A 15,370-nucleotide genomic window follows, 5' to 3' on the forward strand; every position below is an offset into this window, starting at 1 on the left:
TTAATTTCGATAATATATACTAAATTTTGTATATTTTGTAAATAGTATAGGTAGTAATTTTTCGTTATTGTAGAGAGTTTTTGCAGTCAAATCTTCAAAGGAGATTTGATCAAAATAATGAAATAAATAGCGGGTTAGAATAATATTTCTTTTCGGTCTAAGGCATGCTACCCGTTGGTTTAATGCCGCAGGCAAGTCATTATTTGAGAGCATTGCCACTCTGCCACAGTTGCCTGTTAATGACATCACTAAGTCATTAGCTTTCAGCAAGTATCGTTCGATTTCTGAGTACAATTCTAAAGGGTAGAATTTGATATTCTTTTCTGAAATTTTACCTTTTTGAACATCAGATATTCGAATTACTCTTATGCCTTCATTGCAGTACATTGAGCTCTTGAATGCGTAGCCATTACGTATGTGTACAACTTCTCGTAAAGGTGTCCACTCCACCTCCACCCCATCCAGCAGTTTTTCCAGAAAGCAGTTGTTGCTCATGCTTTTACCCCCTGCTCGCCTTCAATCTCGGCCACGATGGCATCAATGTCTGCGCGAAGCTGGTCGATGCGGCTGACTGTGGCTTTGAGCTCCGCATTCAACTTGTCGATATCAATGACTTCACGGGTGTCTTTGGCTTTCACATAGCTGCTGACAGAAAGGTTGTAGTTGTTGTCGGCGATCTGTTCATGGGGCACGGACTTGGCAAAGTAGTCGATGTTTTCCTTGCTGTCGAACACGGCCATGATTTTATCGATATGTTCATCCAGCAGCACATTGTTGTTGGTCTCTTTTTTAAAGAGTTCGCTGGCGTCGATAAACTGGGTGTAGGTGTCGGGCTTGTGTTTGGAGAGCACCAGGATATTCACGGCGATGGTGGTGCCGAAAAACAGGTTGGGCGCCAGGGAAATCACCGTTTCTACATAGTTGTTGTCCACCAGATACTGGCGGATTTTTTTTTCTGCTCCGCGTCGGTAGAAGATGCCCGGGAAGCAGACAATGGCGGCGCGTCCTTTGCCGGAAAGGTAACTGAGTGCATGGAGCACAAAGGCAAAGTCGGCCTTGGATTTGGGAGGGAGCACACCTGCCGGGGCAAAGCGATCATCGTTAATCAGGGTGGGATCATCTTTGCCGATCCATTTTACCGAATATGGCGGGTTGGAGACAATGGCATCAAAGGGCTTGTCATCCAGAAAATGCGGGTTGGTCAGGGTATCACCCAGCTGGATATTGAACTTGTCGTAGTTGATGTTGTGCAAAAACATGTTCATCCGCGCCAGGTTGTAGGTGGTGTGATTGATCTCCTGACCAAAGAAACCATCTTCAATGATATGGGCGTCAAAGTGTTTTTTGGCCTGTAGCAGCAGTGATCCTGAGCCGCAGGCCGGGTCATAAATTTTGTTAACGGTTTTCTGTTTGTGCATGGCCAGCCGGGCAATGAGCCTGGAAACATGCTGGGGAGTAAAAATTCACCCCCGGATTTACCCGCATTGGCTGCGTAGTTGGAGATGAGGAACTCGTAGGCATCGCCAAAAAGGTCTATGTGGTTGCCATGGAAATCACCAAAATCCAGCCCGGCCACCCCTTTGAGTACCGCGGCCAGGCGTCTGTTTTTGTCCGCCACGGTGTTGCCCAGGCGATTGCTGGTGGTATCAAAATCGGCAAACAGGCCTTTGATATCATTTTCGGACGGATAGCCGCCGGCAGACGCCTCGATAGCGGTAAAGATTTCGGCTAAATCGGTGTTCAGGCTTTCATTGGTGTTGGCATTTTTGACGACGTTGGCAAACAGCTGGCTGGGGTAGATGAAGTATCCCTTTGTTTTAACGGCGTCGTCTTTAATTTCAGGGGTGATGACGCTGTCGGGCAGTTCAGCGTAATGAATACTTTCATCATCTGCTTCCATGTAACTGGCAAAGTTTTCGCTGATAAATCGGTAAAACAGGGTGCCAAGGACGTATTGTTTGAAATCCCAGCCGTCCACGGCGCCGCGTACATCGTTGGCAATGGCCCAGATCTGGCGCTGCAGGGCGGAACGTTGTTGTGAGCTTGTCATGTGATTTTCTCGCTTTAATTCGATTGGATATGTCATTCAGGTGATCCTGCGGCTGCTACATTTTGTAGCCAGGATCAGTTGCAAAAAAAATCTGGGGATCTCTCAAAAAACTTTTTGGGGATAAACGAGTCTGACTTGTCTCGTCAAACAGTCATTACCCTTGGTGCTGATTTTGACTGACTTCATTGGCCTTGTCTGTTGCAGGATCAATGTTCAGGTATGACCTTGGAGCAGGTGAAGGCGTTGATCGGTCATGTCATCGAACCATGGAAATGACTGAGCGGTATGCTCATTTTGAGCAGCTTCAGGGCTTCGGTGGATTGAAGGAACTTGCAATCCGTTATGAGCGTGGCGAAAGCCACATCCGGAGTGGACTTTAGGATTAAAGGCTAGAAATAGGTTAGAAATAGGCTAGATTTTTTTGAAAGGAAACATGCGTCTATCCTCTCGCTGTTATAGGTTAAAATGTTGGTTGAAATTTTGAAAAGGAATTTCTAGCCCGGTTGGTTGTCAGAATAGTGGATTAACTTCAACTCCTCAAGTCTGTAGCAGGATCACTTCCGAAAAACTCTTGAACAAAATGGCTGCACTCAAAGCATGAGCCGCAAGGGGAACTGCTGGGACAACGCGGTCGCAGAATCATTCCTTTATACCCTGAAAACTCAATTCATCCGGCATCATACATTTCAACCCAAAGAGAGGCCGAATTGGCCATCTTCCAATATATTGAAGCCTATTACAATCGCAGACGACGACACTCCGCAACGGGTGGATGTCGCCATTTGAATACGAAAACCGTCAGGTCACACAGCGAGTGGCTTAACAGGGTCTCCACTAAACTGTTGCAGGATCACCCTCTTTGAGATTTTTTTGAGAAAAAATCGGCAAAAAAAAATGATTTTACGATAATTCCGAGAGGATGATTTCCGCCGAGGCTATCCTCGATTTACTCTTGTCCGCCATATTTTTTTTGATTCCCTTAATTTTTGGTAAACCCCTCTCCCAGGATACCCCCCCCTCAACTTCGACATCGTAGCCGACAACTCTCAGATATTCTTCCGCATCCAACACGCATATTCTTCCGCATGCTAAAAATGCGGAAGAATATGCCCGCTCGATCTACTTGATGAAAATTTTGGATAAACCTGATCATTTTATCCACACATCAACGTATCATTTCTGAGAGCGGGCACAGGGTATCCCTACAACAGGTTTACCCTATGGATGGAAATCCATTTTACAGGCAATCCATATGGAACGATGGAGACATAGATTCATCATGAGATTGCCAATTCCCTTCGGGCCTTGCATTTTGAGATCTATATATTATACTACTAATAGATCTTAAATTTGAGGATATCGATATGGAATTAAAAGAGGCTGTTTCATATGCAAAAAAAATAGTTCGTGATATTGGTATAAAAGACGTAGAGGATAAAACAAAAGATGAGTATCTGAAGATTTTTAAGAGAATAATAACCGACCCAGATAAAATTTTATATGAAGGATCAAAAGGCTACTATTATAAAAAAAAGGCTGCTCTCAGATTTTCAATTGTTCATTATATTCAGATGTGCATCAAAAAGATTAACTCAAAATCTCTGGATCAAGTAGATGCTAACAAGATTTGGGATGAGTTAAGATATTTTATCGATCTCTATAAAAAGCATGCCATAAATACGGGGGTCAGTCCCGTGACGACTAAGAATCCGGGCAAATCAAAAAGGAAATCTTTGCGCAAGATGCCGTATAATTGGCGGGAGATCATGTGGGAACGGTGTGATAATTATGACTATAAGGGTGCTTTGGCCATCCTGCAGTTAACAGGTGCTAGGCCCAGCGAGATCGAGCGAGGAGTGATTGTGGCCGGTGATGAGTCTTCGGATTTTCTCGAAATCACTATTCGGGGATCGAAGCAAGGTAAGGCAAAGCGGAACGGGCAGGCCACGCGCACTATTAAAATTGAAATGCGGACCCGTGTCAGCCACGGCTCAGCAAAGAATTACCTGCTAAGTCAGGTAGCATATGAAGGTCATTTGTTTGTTCAGGTCAATGCGAAACGCCTCAACGACTATGTACGAAGACTCTCTCAAAAGATCTGGCCCCGCAAGAAAAATCATATCTCTCCATATAGCTACAGGCATCAACTTTCAGCGGATTTGAAAGGAGAGGGATGCCTGCCTCCCAAAATTTCGATGATCCTTGGACACCGATCCATCCTTTCCAAGAAAAAATATGGGATTTCAGCCCAAGCTAGGGGGAACAGTCATATCGCAGATGTCACTTGTAGCAGCCCTCTACGCGATCCTCAGCCATCGAGATTGCCGTGGGATCGGCTAGCTTCGACTAAAGGTGCTGACGCTCGGTACCCGATGCTCTGATCCTGCTATAGCCTTTTGACGCAGATCATTCTTCATCAAACAAATCTTTGATTTTGACACCCAATCCTTGCGCGATAATCGCTAGGGTCTCCAATTTGCATTTTTTGATATTCTCTCCCCGTGCCCTTTCAATAATTTTTGTCGAGAGTTTGGTTTTCTCGGCTAATTTGGCAAAGGAAACGCCTTGGCGTTCCATGATGTCCCGAACATTGCTCTTAGGTGCAGGGGTATTCTCCCTAACTTCGTAAATAGACATGGTTGGCTCCCGGATATTTGTGAAACCGGGATGATACCGAAAATTTCTTGACCCTGCATATTGTAATATATTACTATAATAAAAAATGAAGAAAAAGGAGGTGAAGAAGATGAAACTGGACTTGGAAGCCAAGACAAAAGCAGTAGGCGAAGTCTTTTTGGGTACGGGTACCCTCGAGGTCATTGGCCTGAAATATGGTATCAGCTCAAGCTATCTTTCAACTCTGGCATCGCGGGCCAAGCGTACGATGCTCAGGAAGGGAATTGGTGAGGTTGATATGATTGAGCAAAACGAAAAGGGGGATCGTCTTAGTGCTGTGGTTAAGGAAAAAATTTCTGACTTGGAGGAGATTAAAGATAAAATATCAACCATAGGGGCGGAACTCGCAGAGCATTTGGAATAGATCAGCGTATAGGAGGAAGTGAAGGCAAAACGGTCCTCAGCCTGGCAAGGCTTGAGGATCGTTTTGTTTGGGAGAAGTGTCGAGATTCAAATATGTTTCGCGGAAGCACGGTCGCTTTCCAGGTCCTCTGCAGGGATGGTTCTTGGCCTTGGTAGCAATGGTCACGAATGCTTGAGTCCGATTGTTGTAAATGACAACCAATAAAAATGGTCAGAAAGGGGATTTTATGAAAGGGTTGTAGTTTTGAAAACGCTGGGTCAAAAAAATAAAATTATGAGTATACCATAAATTTTTGAACAAAAAAAATCCGGCTTTTTGGGGTATTTTTGAATCAAAAATGGTTCATAAACAAAATAAACCAGCTTGAAAATGCATCATAAGATATTGATTATATTTCAAAAATATCTTTTTTGCAATAAATGCTATTCTTACATTTTTTTATTTTTTTTCTTCAAAAAAAGGGGATTGCGGAGATCCTTGCATGTATGTCGATAGAGCATCTTCGAAGCATTTATGTCGATTAGAGCAAGTTTTTATTGCTGATAAATATAATATCTTGGTAAGCAAAAACAATATTTTTCAATATTAGGTTATTTAAAAACAAAACTCTATAATGGTTTAAAACGCAACCATGGAGTTTTGTATGAGTGTAAAAGAGGAAATATTTGAAACCAACCCGTATGAAATTGAACTTGATCGACCGTTTTATAGCATGAAGCAGTTGGCAGATCTTTTTTCTGTCCATCGTTCGACGATTTCGAGGCTTCTTAGTGATGGCACATTGCCATATTTTTTGGTAAGGGGAACCAAGCGAGTCGCCAGACGGGACATCGCCCTGTTCATTGACAGACAAATAGCGAAGACTGGTTCTCAGAAAAGCTCGACTAAGGAGAACGGCCAATGGCAACAGTTCTGATTAGCGAGCGTGTGAACAAAAATAATAAATCGTTTGTGGTGTATTTTCGCGATCCACTTAGTGGAAAACGTAAGTATTACAAGACATTCAAGATGAGAAAGGATGCCGCAGCCGAAGCTGCCCGTTTGCGGGTGATGCTTGATGGCAGGGAATATGCGGAGCTGGCAAAAATTCAGAAACGCCATACTCCGCTTACGTTCAACGAAGTGGCTGACCTCTGTCGGAAGGAGTGGGATCGCCGGGTTGCCACAGGCGAACTTTCATCGGTTACGGGTGAAGACTATAAAATCGCGCTGAGGCAATTGTGCAGGACGTTCGGAGATAATCTGCTCATGGACATAACTCGGGAGATGATTTTGGAGTATCGTGCCCAGGTGGCCATGGATCTGTCCGTGATCACATCTAACCGACGTTTGTTCATTTTCAAACAAGTACTCAAGCGTGCTTATGCCGAGTCCGCTGTGGTGGAAGATGTTGCGGCTCCGATTAACTATCTGAGCGAAAAGAAGCACGAGCGAAACAAATATCTGAAACCGGAAAAACTCGATGAACTTTTGAAGGCCTGCTGTAAAACCAAAGCCAAGCATTATCTGGTATCAATGATTTTGCTGGGGGCCGAACACGGATGCTCCAAGCAGGAAGTTTTGGATCTAAAGTGGAAAGACATTGATTTCGATACCGATACGATCCGTTTTTTCAGAACGAAGAATGGCATGGAACGCACCATGTGGCTTATGCCGAGAACGAAGTATGCGCTCCTGCATTGGAAAAAACATGTGGAATACGCCCGGCATCGGCGGAAGATTGTTCCCAAGGATGATTCCTGGGTTTATGGGCATCTGGATGGAACCCCCCGGTCGAACTTCAGAAGTGCATGGGAGAAAGTTCGTTTGCTGGCAGGGTTGAAAGGATTTCATTTTCACGACCTCAGGCATACGTTTGCCAGTAATCTGCTCACGTCGGGCGGAGATCTCAAGGACGTGAAAGTTTTGCTCGGACATCGGGATATTAGGAGTACTGACAGATATGCTCATCTTTCGGGCCTGCGGAAACAGGATCGGCAGGTGAAGCTGGCAGGGCACTATGGCCAATGGATGCCTTCCTCAGAAAACAAGGGGGGACTGAGTGATTTTGGTACATAATTGGTACATGAACGCAAAAAAGGCCACTTTCTTGCGAAAGTGACCTTTTGATAAAGCCTTGGGGTTTAAAGCTTTTTTTGGTCGGGATGAGAGGATTTGAACCTCCGACCCCTTGAACCCCATTCAAGTGCGCTCCCAAACTGCGCTACATCCCGACACAGGTGGCTCTTTTATGGATCTGCCCTCTGGTTGTCAAATGGTTTTTTGCAAAACCTGCAATTTTTTTTTCAATTCCATGATGCGAGCAAAGGATCGCGCTATCCGGTCCCGGGAAATTTGTCCGGAGGTGACCAGATTGTTCATGACCTGAATGGCTTTGGCCGTGATGTCCGGATCGTATTCCAGGTTGTTGCCAAAGACGAGGATGTCCGCCCCGGCCTTGAGGGCATGATAAATGGCCTGTTTGAGGCCGTACTCGTTGGCGATGGCGCCCATCTGCATGTCGTCGGTCAGGATCACCCCGTCAAAACCCATATCCCGGCGCAAAAGATCGGTTATGGTTGCCCGGGACAGGGTGGCCGGAAACCGGGCGTCCAGCTGACGGTTGAAAATATGCGCGGTCATGATGGCGTCGCATGTTCCCTTGCTGACCAGTTGTCGGTAGGGGATGAGTTCCTGGGGTGACCATGTGGAAGAGACATCAGTGAAGCCCTGGTGGGAGTCGCTCCTGGCGCTTCCATGGCCGGGAAAGTGTTTGAGGCAGGAAAGAACTCCATACTCGTGCAGGCCCGTGATAAATGCCTCGGCATGGGCAACCACCTGGTGCGGATCGGATGAAAAACTCCGGCCAAGGTTGCCGATGGCCGGAGAACAGGGATTGACGTTCACGTCCACCACCGGGGCAAGATCCCAGTTGATGCCCACGTCTTTCAGGGTTTTTCCCGTTAGTTCACCGGCTTTCCGGGTTCTTTCCGGATCATGATCGCGCCCGAGGTCTTGGGCGCTGGGCAGGGCAGGGAAGCCGTATGCGGGCTTGAGCCTGGCCACACGTCCTCCTTCCTGATCAACCGCCACCAAAAGAGGAATGCTTGCATGATGCTTGAGCGTGCTGACCAGCTTTTGGACCTGTTGGAACGAGGCTATGTTGCGTCCGCTCTGGTGCAGGTTGACGTCGTAATCAAATAAAATGACCGAGCCCAGATGGCGGTCTTTGATATCCCGGACGATGGGCGAGTTTTCGTCCACATTTTGGTCTCTGAACCCCACCATGAGCATCTGGCCCATCATGGTATCAAGATCAGGGGTTCTGGTTCCTGTTGCCGTGGCCTGTCTGGAACAGGCCGGGCAAAGAGACAGGACCAAGGCCAGCATGATGGGAAAAAGATGATTTTGCATGGTTATGAATGGGATATGAAGGAGAAGGCGCACACGGCTCATTGAGATGCATGACGAAAATGTCTTTTATCCCAACGAGGCAACGTACCAGGCCGCGGTTGTGTCCAGCCCCTGGCGCACGCTGTGGGTTGGCTCATACCCGAGAAGGGTCCGGGCCCTGGTGATATCGGCCAGAGAGTGGCGCACATCGCCGGGTCTGAAATCCCTGTACACGGGATCGGCAATGGTCAGATCAGGGCGCAGGTGGGCAACCCGGTCCCTGATGAGGGTAAAGAGTTCGTTCAGGGTTGTGCGTTCTCCAAAGGCCACGTTGTAGACCTGACCGGCTGCGTCGGGATGGTCTGCCGTGGCCGCAAGGATGTTGGCCTGAACACAATTGTCGATGTAGCAGAAATCACGAGATGTCTCGCCGTCGCCGTTGATGTACACAGGCTTGTTGGCCAGCATGCTGGCAAACCATTTGGGCATGACCGCGGCATAGGCGCCGTTGGGGTCCTGACGGCGCCCAAAAATGTTGAAATAGCGCAGGCCAATGGCCTTGAAGCCATACGTTCTGGCAAACACGTCGGCGTAGAGTTCATTGACGTACTTGGTCACGGCATAGGGGGAGAGCGGACGGCCGATGCGATCTTCGACCTTGGGCAGTCCGGGGTGGTCGCCGTAGGTGGAACTTGAGGCCGCATACACAAATCGTTTGATGCCGGCGTCGCGGGCCGCCACAAGCATGTTCAGAAATCCGGAAATATTGTTGGCATTGGTGGTTATCGGATCCTGGATGGACCGGGGCACTGATCCCAGGGCAGCCTGGTGAAGAACGTAGTCCGCATTGGCACAGACCTGCCTGCAGGTGTCCACATCCCGGATATCTCCCGTGACAAGGGAAAAACGGGCCCATTGATCCGCAGTAACCAGGTTGCGGACATCTTCGAGATTGTGGTGGTGGCCGGTGGAAAAATTGTCCAGTCCCACGACCTGTTGATCAAGTTTGAGCAGGCTTTCAAGAAGGTTGGAACCGATGAAGCCGGCAACGCCGGTGATGACCCAGGTTCGGGGATCGCGGGTAAGGTGGTTTGTGATGGTTGAATAATGGCTCATGAAAGAAGGGGTTTGGGTTGGACCAGAGGAAATACTCATCCTCTGGCGTTGGAGAAGTCGTTTATTTTCCAGGAAAACTTTTCCTGGGCCTTGTGCAGGGCAAAGGTTTCAACCTCCTGCTGCCATGTACAGAAATTGTCCACCAGGGTATCGGCCATGTCCGAAAGCACGAACCCCTTGCGCCCGGCAACCTTGACCAGCAAGGGCTTGCCCAGGACTTCTTCGGTGGCCTTGATTTTCCCCCAGGCCGCCCTGTAGGACATGCCCAGTTCCTTGGCCGCCTTGTTCAGGGAGCCGAGTTCCTTGACCTTTTGCAAAAGAAGCACGCGCCCCATACCGAAGAACATGCCTTTGGGAGTCTCGAACCAGAGATGGGTTCTCATTGTGGTGGTAATCATGGTGGGCATTCCTCCTGGAAACGGATCTGTTCGCACTAGCGGGTGCAAGCTGGCATCCCTGCAGCTCAAATATGTAACCAGAATGGGAGAGTCGGTCAATGAAGGAGGCCTTGTTCCTCGTCTTGTACCCTGTGGATGAAATCAGAGCTTGACCCCGTGGCACGCGTCCATCAAAATATATTCTTTGGTGTGGACGATTGTTGCGGTTCGCGGATTGAGTATGAGGAACGGTGCATGGTTGTTGTGAATCCCCTTTTTTCCCTTTGTGTGCCGGCCCTGGATGCGGGCACCGAGAACGAGTTGTCATGATGCGGCGGGTGTGGGTCCGTTTGGGGCGCAGCCTCCGCTTTGCCTACTTGAAGATCCTGCGCATCAAGGCGCCTCCCCATTCCATTGGGTTGGGCATGGCCGTTGGCGTGTTTGTGGGCTGTCTTCCTGTTATCCCCTTTCAGACGGTCATTGCCGTGGCCTTGGCCTTTGTCCTGCGTTGCAGCAAGATTGCTGCGGCGTTGGGTACGTGGATTTCCAATCCCGCCAATGTGGTTTTTATCTATTATTTCCTCTACCAGATAGGCCGGCTGATTGTGCCCGGGGAGGTCCAGGGGTTTGATCCCGGACAGTTGGCCCTGGCCGACATGCTCACCTCGGGCTGGCATCTGGTCATGGTCATGAGCGTGGGCGGTCTGGTGATCGGTGTGCCTGCCGCCATTGGTACCTATTTTCTGACCGTCCGGATGGTCCTTATGTACCATCAGAAACGAGCTGCCCGTCGGATGAAGCGGGCGGCCCTTAAAAAATAGCGGTCGCGATTCCTCAAGCCTTTGGGTCTGACCCCTGGGGCTTGTCGACCCGTAACATCCCAATTGTTCAAGGATTACTCATGACATTTGGCCATGCTGGTGCGGGGACGCATCGGCCCAAAAAGAGCCTGGGGCAGAATTTTCTTGTTGACGGAAATGTCATCCGGAAGATCGTTGATCAGCTTGCCATTGAGGCGGGTGATACGGTTTTTGAAATCGGTCCAGGTCGCGGCGCCTTGACCCGGGTTCTGGCCCAAAAGGCCCAAAGACTCTTTGTGCTGGAAAAGGACCGTGACCTTGTGTACGCCCTCAAGGCGCAACTGCCGGATCTGGGATGCATACTGGGTGATGGGCTTGATTTTGTTTGGGAAACCATTGGTGCTCTGCCATCCCTCAAGGTTGTGGGCAACCTTCCATATAATGTCGCATCGCCCATCATGTGGGAGGTGTTTAGTCGGGTCTGTCCGTTCACCTCATGCTGTTTCATGGTGCAAAAGGAGGTGGCCCTGCGCCTGACAGCCAGGCCGGGCTCCAAAACCTATGGCGGGCTCTCGGTGTGGGTGCAGACCTTTGCTGTGCCGCGCATCCTGTTTCATGTTTCGCCTTCCTGTTTTTATCCCCGTCCCAAGGTCGATTCCACGGTGGTCGGGTTTAAGCAACGTCCTTTTCCCGCGGTTGATCACGCCAAGCTGGCCCAGACAATTCATCTTTTGTTTCAGAAGAGACGCAAGCAACTGGGCAATATCCTTAAACATGTGTGGAGTGAACAACTCGAGGCCTGGTTGGAACACGAAGGTATTGATCGGCGGGCACGCCCCGAGTCGCTCACGCCCGAGCAGTTCGTGACGTTGACCCATTGCCTGTGAAAATGTCTTACAAATGGCGCTATTCCAAAATTTTCCTTGACTTCGAGGATGAAATTTTGTTCTTGGCGGAAAGTCACGCTGTAAGACGTTCATTGTGCCCGCCAGAAGGATGGTGCGTGCAAGTAGACTTTCAGAATCGATTGGCTCTAGACAGAAGAAGCTCTTTGATCTACGAAGCGACCTGACTGTGCTGACGGTATTTAAGGCTGTGGCAGTTTTACGATTTCGCGGCGGATTGCGGTACGGTTTGAATATATATTATTTCCATTCATGATAGTTGTCATGAACATGATCACTTTCTATTCAGGAGGAAGAGACTGATGACAAAGGCTGAACTCGTAGCTAAAATGGCAGAAAAGGCCGAATTGACTAAAGCTCAGGCAGAAAAGGGACTGAACGCCTTTCTGGAATCCGTCCAGGAAACCTTGGTTGCCGAAGGCAAATTGACTCTGACTGGTTTTGGCACTTTTGTTGTCGAAGACCGCAAGGGTCGCAAGGGCCGCAACCCGCGCACGGGTGAAGAGATCGATATTCCGGCAAGCAAGGTTGTCCGTTTTCGGCCTGGCAAACTCCTGAAAGAAGCGGTCAAGTAATCTCTTGGAGGCGTCATGATTCCTGGTGAAACCGTCCACAGCATGCTTCCGCAGGATCTGCCCTGGTGGGCTCCTGATCATGCGGTATTTTTCGGCGTCTTATATATCGTCTTGTTTGTCATTGGTACAGGGCTTGGCGTGGTTTTCCTGCAGTCTTTTATCGAGACCATTAAGGAAGCCCGCAAGGAAGAGGCCGCTGCCAAATAAAATTACCTGTGATCCCTGAAATACAAGGGATTGCATTGGAATAGTTGGACATTGAAGAGGAAACCCCGACAATTGGGGTTTCCTCTTTTTATGCTTGCCAATATTTTCTTTTTTGTATATTTGACATGTTTCCAAATTTGCACGTGGGAGGTGATTCTATTGCCAGGAGTTGTGTTAGGTGACAACGATACCTTTGATTATTCGCTCCGTAAGTTCAAGAAGCAGGTCGAAAAGGCCGGTATTCTCTCCGAACTCAAGAAGCGTCAGCATTACGAGAAGCCCAGCATCCAGAAGAAGAAGAAAGAGGCTGCCGCCCGTAAACGTTTGATGAAAAAGATGCGCAAAATCCAGATGATGTAGGGCATATGCTACGTTTTTTCTTTCTGTGATATTGCTCGACCTGCACCCGTTCCGGCATGTACCGGGGCGGGTGTACTTCATGCTGGATCCGGCCAGTCCTGCCTTGTTTCTGCGCCCAATCCGCATCCCCAGGCCAACGCCGATTGCCATCTCCCCGAATCGGCATGCTCGCAGGTCGACTCTGCCTGCTCAGCGTTTCCGAACCGCGATGATTCCTTTCGCGGATCACATCCAGAATTTCAAAACCCGGTTTTCCCCCATTTTATGGATTCCAGAACACTGACTTTGTTGGATTATCCCAAAGTGCTTGAGCTGCTTTCTCATCACGCCTTTTCCCTGGCCGGGAAGGGGGCCTGCAGGGAGCTTATGCCGTGCACAAGCCAGGATCGTCTGTCCCATGAGGTGGGACTTTTGCAGCAGGCTCTTGCCTGGTTCGGCGAGACCGGGCATGTTTTTCCTGCATTTCCCGAACTCGATGGGGTGCTTGCCTTTGTGGGGCAGCCGGCAGCGATTTTGGACAAGGACGGGCTCTGGGCTGTTTTCAGGATGCTTGAAACCGCCAAGACAGGACGCGATGCCGTTTTGGACGCACCCTCCAAGCGCTTTACCCTGCTTGTGGATGCGGCCGATCAGGTGACGTGGCCTTCCAAAACCTGGTCGGGTCTCAAACGGTGCATGAACAGCGAAGGGGAACTCAAGGACGAAAGTTCTCCGGGGCTCTATTCCGTGCGTCAGGAGATGCGGTCCATTCTGGCTCGGTGTACCCGCAAGGTGCATGATTTTTTCGGGGACAAGGACGTCCTTTCTTTTTTGCAAGACGAATTTCTGACCATTTCCGCAGACAGATATGTCCTTGCGGTCAAATCCAATTTCAAGGGCAAGATCAAGGGTATTGTCCATGATTTTTCCCAGACCGGTGAAACCTGTTACATTGAGCCCCTTTTCCTGGTGGAGCTGAACAATCAGGTCCGGGACCTCAAGCAGGAGGAGCGCGAGGAAGAGCGCAAGGTACTCACCCTGCTCACGGATCTGGTTCGTCAGGAAGCGGCAGGTATTCGGGAGATGTACGACTGGCTGGTCATGATGGATGTGCTGCAGGCCAAGGTTCGTCTGGCGGCATCTCTGGACGGGATCGTGCTGCACATGGAACCAGGCGCGCCCCTTGCCCTCAAGAGCGCTCGTCATCCGCTGCTGGCCTTGCAGGGAAATGCCGTGGTGCCCGTGGACATTGAACTTGAGCCCGATCAAAAGGGACTGATTGTCAGCGGCGGCAATGCCGGGGGCAAGACCGTCAGCCTCAAGACCCTGGGGCTCATTGCCCTCATGGCCCGAACAGCACTGCCCGTTCCCGTGGCCCCGGAAAGCCGGCTGCCCCTTCTTGATCAGGTTTTTGTTTCCATGGGCGACGAGCAGAGTCTTGAGGAAAGCTTGAGTACCTTTACGGCCCAGATTCGACATTTTGCCCGGCTCTGGCCGCATATCGGTCCGGCCACCCTGGTTATTCTGGATGAATTCGGCATGGGCACGGATCCCAGCCAGGGGGCTGCCCTGGCCCAGGCCGTGGTGGACGGGCTGCTCGAGCGGGACAGCTTTGTAGCCGTTGCCACACATTTTCCGGCCCTCAAGGTCTACGGCCTGACCAAACAGCAGGTACGTGCGGCATCGGTCTTGTTCGATCCGAGAACCAAAAAGCCGCTGTACAAGCTTGTCTATGATCAGGTCGGGGCCAGTCAGGCCCTTGATGTGGCCAGGGAGCAGGGCCTGGACGCGTCCATATTGGCCCGGGCCGAGGAATATCTTCTGCTTGAAGGGGGGGATACCCGGGACATCTTCAACCGTCTCAACGCCCTGGCCGAGAGCAAGGAAAAAGAGCTTGACCGTCTGAAAAAGCGCGAGGCCGTGCTGGAAGAAAAATGGGCCCGGCGGCAACAGCGCTTCGAGCGGGAACGTGCCGAGCTCGTCAAGGGGCTGGAGGCCAGATCCCAGGAGATTGTTCGTGCCTGGCGCCAGGGCCGTCTGGGCCGCAAGCAGGCCTTGAGCAAGCTGGCCGAGGCCAGGAAACAGATTGCACCAGCACCTCGGGAATCGACCACCAGAGGGTTTGCATGGGCGGATCTCGCTCCAGGCAAACGGGTTGTTTACACCTCATGGGACAAGTCCGCTGTTGTCGAGGCCCTGGACCAACGCAAAAAACGGGTCAAGATCAATGCCGGAGGTCTGGCGGTCTGGGTCGGTATCGAAGACCTTGCCCCGGACAGGCCCGCAACCGCCAAGAGTCCAGGGTACACGGTGAACAGCGGTCAGGTGGCCGGTTCCCTTATGCGGCTGGATCTGCGGGGAATGCGCGCCGATGAGGCCCAGGCTCGGCTTGAATCCTTTCTGGACAGTGCGATCCTCAAGGGGGGATGTGAACTGGAGATCATCCACGGCAAGGGAACCGGCGTGCTCAAAACCGTGGCTCACGAGGTCCTCCAGGGCTTTCCCGGGGTCCAATCCTTTGCCTTGGCCAATGCGGATGAAGGCGGCGATGGCATGACCCGGGTCGTTCTGGAATAACGCTGATGGGGA

The 15,370-nt window shown here is 50.2% G+C and carries 15 protein-coding genes, 1 tRNA gene and 2 pseudogenes; 11 read left to right on the forward strand and 7 right to left on the reverse strand.

Going from position 1 to position 15,370, the window contains the following annotated elements:
• The gene (locus tag DPF_RS11460; protein ID WP_069859831.1) at positions 1 to 495 is read right to left on the reverse strand and encodes a restriction endonuclease subunit S; all 495 of its coding nucleotides are present in this window, start codon (positions 493 to 495) and stop codon (positions 1 to 3) included.
• Positions 492 to 2,086, reverse strand: a pseudogene (locus DPF_RS14460) (type I restriction-modification system subunit M). Before DPF_RS14460 ends, DPF_RS11460 begins: the two are co-directional and overlap by 4 nt.
• Before the next feature lie 522 nt (positions 2,087 to 2,608).
• On the opposite strand from DPF_RS14460, the pseudogene DPF_RS13790 reads away from it, so the two are divergent.
• Together DPF_RS13790 and DPF_RS11470 are read left to right on the forward strand one after the other, a co-directional pair.
• Positions 2,609 to 2,873: pseudogene (locus DPF_RS13790) on the forward strand (integrase core domain-containing protein); the annotation flags it as partial.
• 541 nt (positions 2,874 to 3,414) lie between these two features.
• Complete coding sequence (locus tag DPF_RS11470) at positions 3,415 to 4,431, forward strand: tyrosine-type recombinase/integrase (RefSeq protein WP_069859832.1); 1,017 nt, start codon at positions 3,415 to 3,417, stop codon at positions 4,429 to 4,431.
• Between the two features lie 25 nt (positions 4,432 to 4,456).
• Here the strand turns inward: DPF_RS11470 and DPF_RS14140 are convergent, their stop codons facing one another.
• Complete coding sequence (locus tag DPF_RS14140; RefSeq protein WP_069859833.1) at positions 4,457 to 4,687, reverse strand: helix-turn-helix domain-containing protein; 231 nt, start codon at positions 4,685 to 4,687, stop codon at positions 4,457 to 4,459.
• Between the two features lie 109 nt (positions 4,688 to 4,796).
• Between DPF_RS14140 and DPF_RS14145 the strand changes: the two genes are divergently transcribed.
• From DPF_RS14145 to DPF_RS11490, 3 genes are all read left to right on the forward strand, one after another.
• The gene (locus tag DPF_RS14145; protein WP_069859834.1) at positions 4,797 to 5,090 is read left to right on the forward strand and encodes a hypothetical protein; all 294 of its coding nucleotides are present in this window, start codon (positions 4,797 to 4,799) and stop codon (positions 5,088 to 5,090) included.
• A gap of 643 nt (positions 5,091 to 5,733) precedes the next feature.
• Complete coding sequence (locus DPF_RS11485; RefSeq protein ID WP_069859835.1) at positions 5,734 to 6,006, forward strand: helix-turn-helix domain-containing protein; 273 nt, start codon at positions 5,734 to 5,736, stop codon at positions 6,004 to 6,006.
• Positions 5,991 to 7,148 (forward strand): tyrosine-type recombinase/integrase, encoded by a 1,158-nt coding sequence (locus DPF_RS11490; protein WP_069859836.1) that lies wholly within the window; start codon positions 5,991 to 5,993, stop codon positions 7,146 to 7,148. The genes DPF_RS11485 and DPF_RS11490 overlap by 16 nt, the downstream gene beginning before the upstream one ends.
• 78 nt (positions 7,149 to 7,226) lie before the next feature.
• Here the strand turns inward: DPF_RS11490 and DPF_RS11495 are convergent.
• The 4 genes from DPF_RS11495 to DPF_RS11510 form a co-directional block, all read right to left on the reverse strand.
• Positions 7,227 to 7,303 (reverse strand) — tRNA-Pro (locus DPF_RS11495).
• Between the two features lie 37 nt (positions 7,304 to 7,340).
• Entirely contained in the window at positions 7,341 to 8,483 is a 1,143-nt protein-coding gene (locus DPF_RS11500; protein ID WP_069860140.1) for a glycoside hydrolase family 3 protein, read from the reverse strand.
• A gap of 66 nt (positions 8,484 to 8,549) precedes the next feature.
• The gene (locus tag DPF_RS11505; RefSeq protein WP_069860141.1) at positions 8,550 to 9,578 is read right to left on the reverse strand and encodes an NAD-dependent epimerase/dehydratase family protein; all 1,029 of its coding nucleotides are present in this window, start codon (positions 9,576 to 9,578) and stop codon (positions 8,550 to 8,552) included.
• Between the two features lie 35 nt (positions 9,579 to 9,613).
• Positions 9,614 to 9,976, reverse strand: a complete 363-nt coding sequence (locus tag DPF_RS11510; RefSeq protein ID WP_088178347.1) for a winged helix-turn-helix domain-containing protein — start codon at positions 9,974 to 9,976, stop codon at positions 9,614 to 9,616.
• A gap of 305 nt (positions 9,977 to 10,281) precedes the next feature.
• Here DPF_RS11510 and DPF_RS11515 point away from each other — a divergent pair, with 305 nt between their 5' ends.
• From DPF_RS11515 to DPF_RS11540, 6 genes are all read left to right on the forward strand, one after another.
• Complete coding sequence (locus DPF_RS11515) at positions 10,282 to 10,776, forward strand: DUF2062 domain-containing protein (RefSeq protein ID WP_069859838.1); 495 nt, start codon at positions 10,282 to 10,284, stop codon at positions 10,774 to 10,776.
• 80 nt (positions 10,777 to 10,856) lie between these two features.
• Positions 10,857 to 11,642 (forward strand): 16S rRNA (adenine(1518)-N(6)/adenine(1519)-N(6))-dimethyltransferase RsmA, encoded by a 786-nt coding sequence (rsmA, locus tag DPF_RS11520; protein ID WP_069859839.1) that lies wholly within the window; start codon positions 10,857 to 10,859, stop codon positions 11,640 to 11,642.
• Between the two features lie 320 nt (positions 11,643 to 11,962).
• On the forward strand, positions 11,963 to 12,235 hold the full coding sequence (locus DPF_RS11525) for an HU family DNA-binding protein (protein ID WP_069859840.1): 273 nt from the start codon (positions 11,963 to 11,965) through the stop codon (positions 12,233 to 12,235).
• 15 nt (positions 12,236 to 12,250) lie between these two features.
• Positions 12,251 to 12,442, forward strand: coding sequence for a hypothetical protein (locus DPF_RS11530; protein ID WP_069859841.1), 192 nt, complete (start codon positions 12,251 to 12,253; stop codon positions 12,440 to 12,442).
• Between the two features lie 159 nt (positions 12,443 to 12,601).
• Complete coding sequence (gene rpsU, locus DPF_RS11535; protein ID WP_069860142.1) at positions 12,602 to 12,802, forward strand: 30S ribosomal protein S21; 201 nt, start codon at positions 12,602 to 12,604, stop codon at positions 12,800 to 12,802.
• 264 nt (positions 12,803 to 13,066) lie between these two features.
• Positions 13,067 to 15,358, forward strand: a complete 2,292-nt coding sequence (locus DPF_RS11540) for an endonuclease MutS2 (protein WP_069859842.1) — start codon at positions 13,067 to 13,069, stop codon at positions 15,356 to 15,358.
• Positions 15,359 to 15,370 lie beyond the last annotated feature (12 nt).

It is taken from the genome of Desulfoplanes formicivorans, assembly GCF_001748225.1.
Lineage (GTDB): Bacteria > Desulfobacterota > Desulfovibrionia > Desulfovibrionales > Desulfomicrobiaceae > Desulfoplanes > Desulfoplanes formicivorans.

What these genes read in the sequence shown, in the direction of transcription:
- DPF_RS11540 (WP_069859842.1), top strand. Translation starts at nt 13,067, where the DNA reads ATGGATTCCAGAACACTGACTTTGTTGGATTATCCCAAAGTGCTTGAG.
- DPF_RS11515 (WP_069859838.1), top strand. Translation starts at nt 10,282, where the DNA reads ATGATGCGGCGGGTGTGGGTCCGTTTGGGGCGCAGCCTCCGCTTTGCC.
- DPF_RS11500 (WP_069860140.1), bottom strand. Translation starts at nt 8,483, where the DNA reads ATGCAAAATCATCTTTTTCCCATCATGCTGGCCTTGGTCCTGTCTCTT.
- DPF_RS11490 (WP_069859836.1), top strand. Translation starts at nt 5,991, where the DNA reads ATGGCAACAGTTCTGATTAGCGAGCGTGTGAACAAAAATAATAAATCG.
- rsmA (WP_069859839.1), top strand. Translation starts at nt 10,857, where the DNA reads ATGACATTTGGCCATGCTGGTGCGGGGACGCATCGGCCCAAAAAGAGC.
- DPF_RS11460 (WP_069859831.1), bottom strand. Translation starts at nt 495, where the DNA reads ATGAGCAACAACTGCTTTCTGGAAAAACTGCTGGATGGGGTGGAGGTG.
- DPF_RS11510 (WP_088178347.1), bottom strand. Translation starts at nt 9,976, where the DNA reads ATGATTACCACCACAATGAGAACCCATCTCTGGTTCGAGACTCCCAAA.
- DPF_RS11525 (WP_069859840.1), top strand. Translation starts at nt 11,963, where the DNA reads ATGACAAAGGCTGAACTCGTAGCTAAAATGGCAGAAAAGGCCGAATTG.
- DPF_RS11530 (WP_069859841.1), top strand. Translation starts at nt 12,251, where the DNA reads ATGATTCCTGGTGAAACCGTCCACAGCATGCTTCCGCAGGATCTGCCC.
- DPF_RS11485 (WP_069859835.1), top strand. Translation starts at nt 5,734, where the DNA reads ATGAGTGTAAAAGAGGAAATATTTGAAACCAACCCGTATGAAATTGAA.
- DPF_RS11505 (WP_069860141.1), bottom strand. Translation starts at nt 9,578, where the DNA reads ATGAGCCATTATTCAACCATCACAAACCACCTTACCCGCGATCCCCGA.
- DPF_RS14140 (WP_069859833.1), bottom strand. Translation starts at nt 4,687, where the DNA reads ATGTCTATTTACGAAGTTAGGGAGAATACCCCTGCACCTAAGAGCAAT.
- DPF_RS11470 (WP_069859832.1), top strand. Translation starts at nt 3,415, where the DNA reads ATGGAATTAAAAGAGGCTGTTTCATATGCAAAAAAAATAGTTCGTGAT.
- DPF_RS14145 (WP_069859834.1), top strand. Translation starts at nt 4,797, where the DNA reads ATGAAACTGGACTTGGAAGCCAAGACAAAAGCAGTAGGCGAAGTCTTT.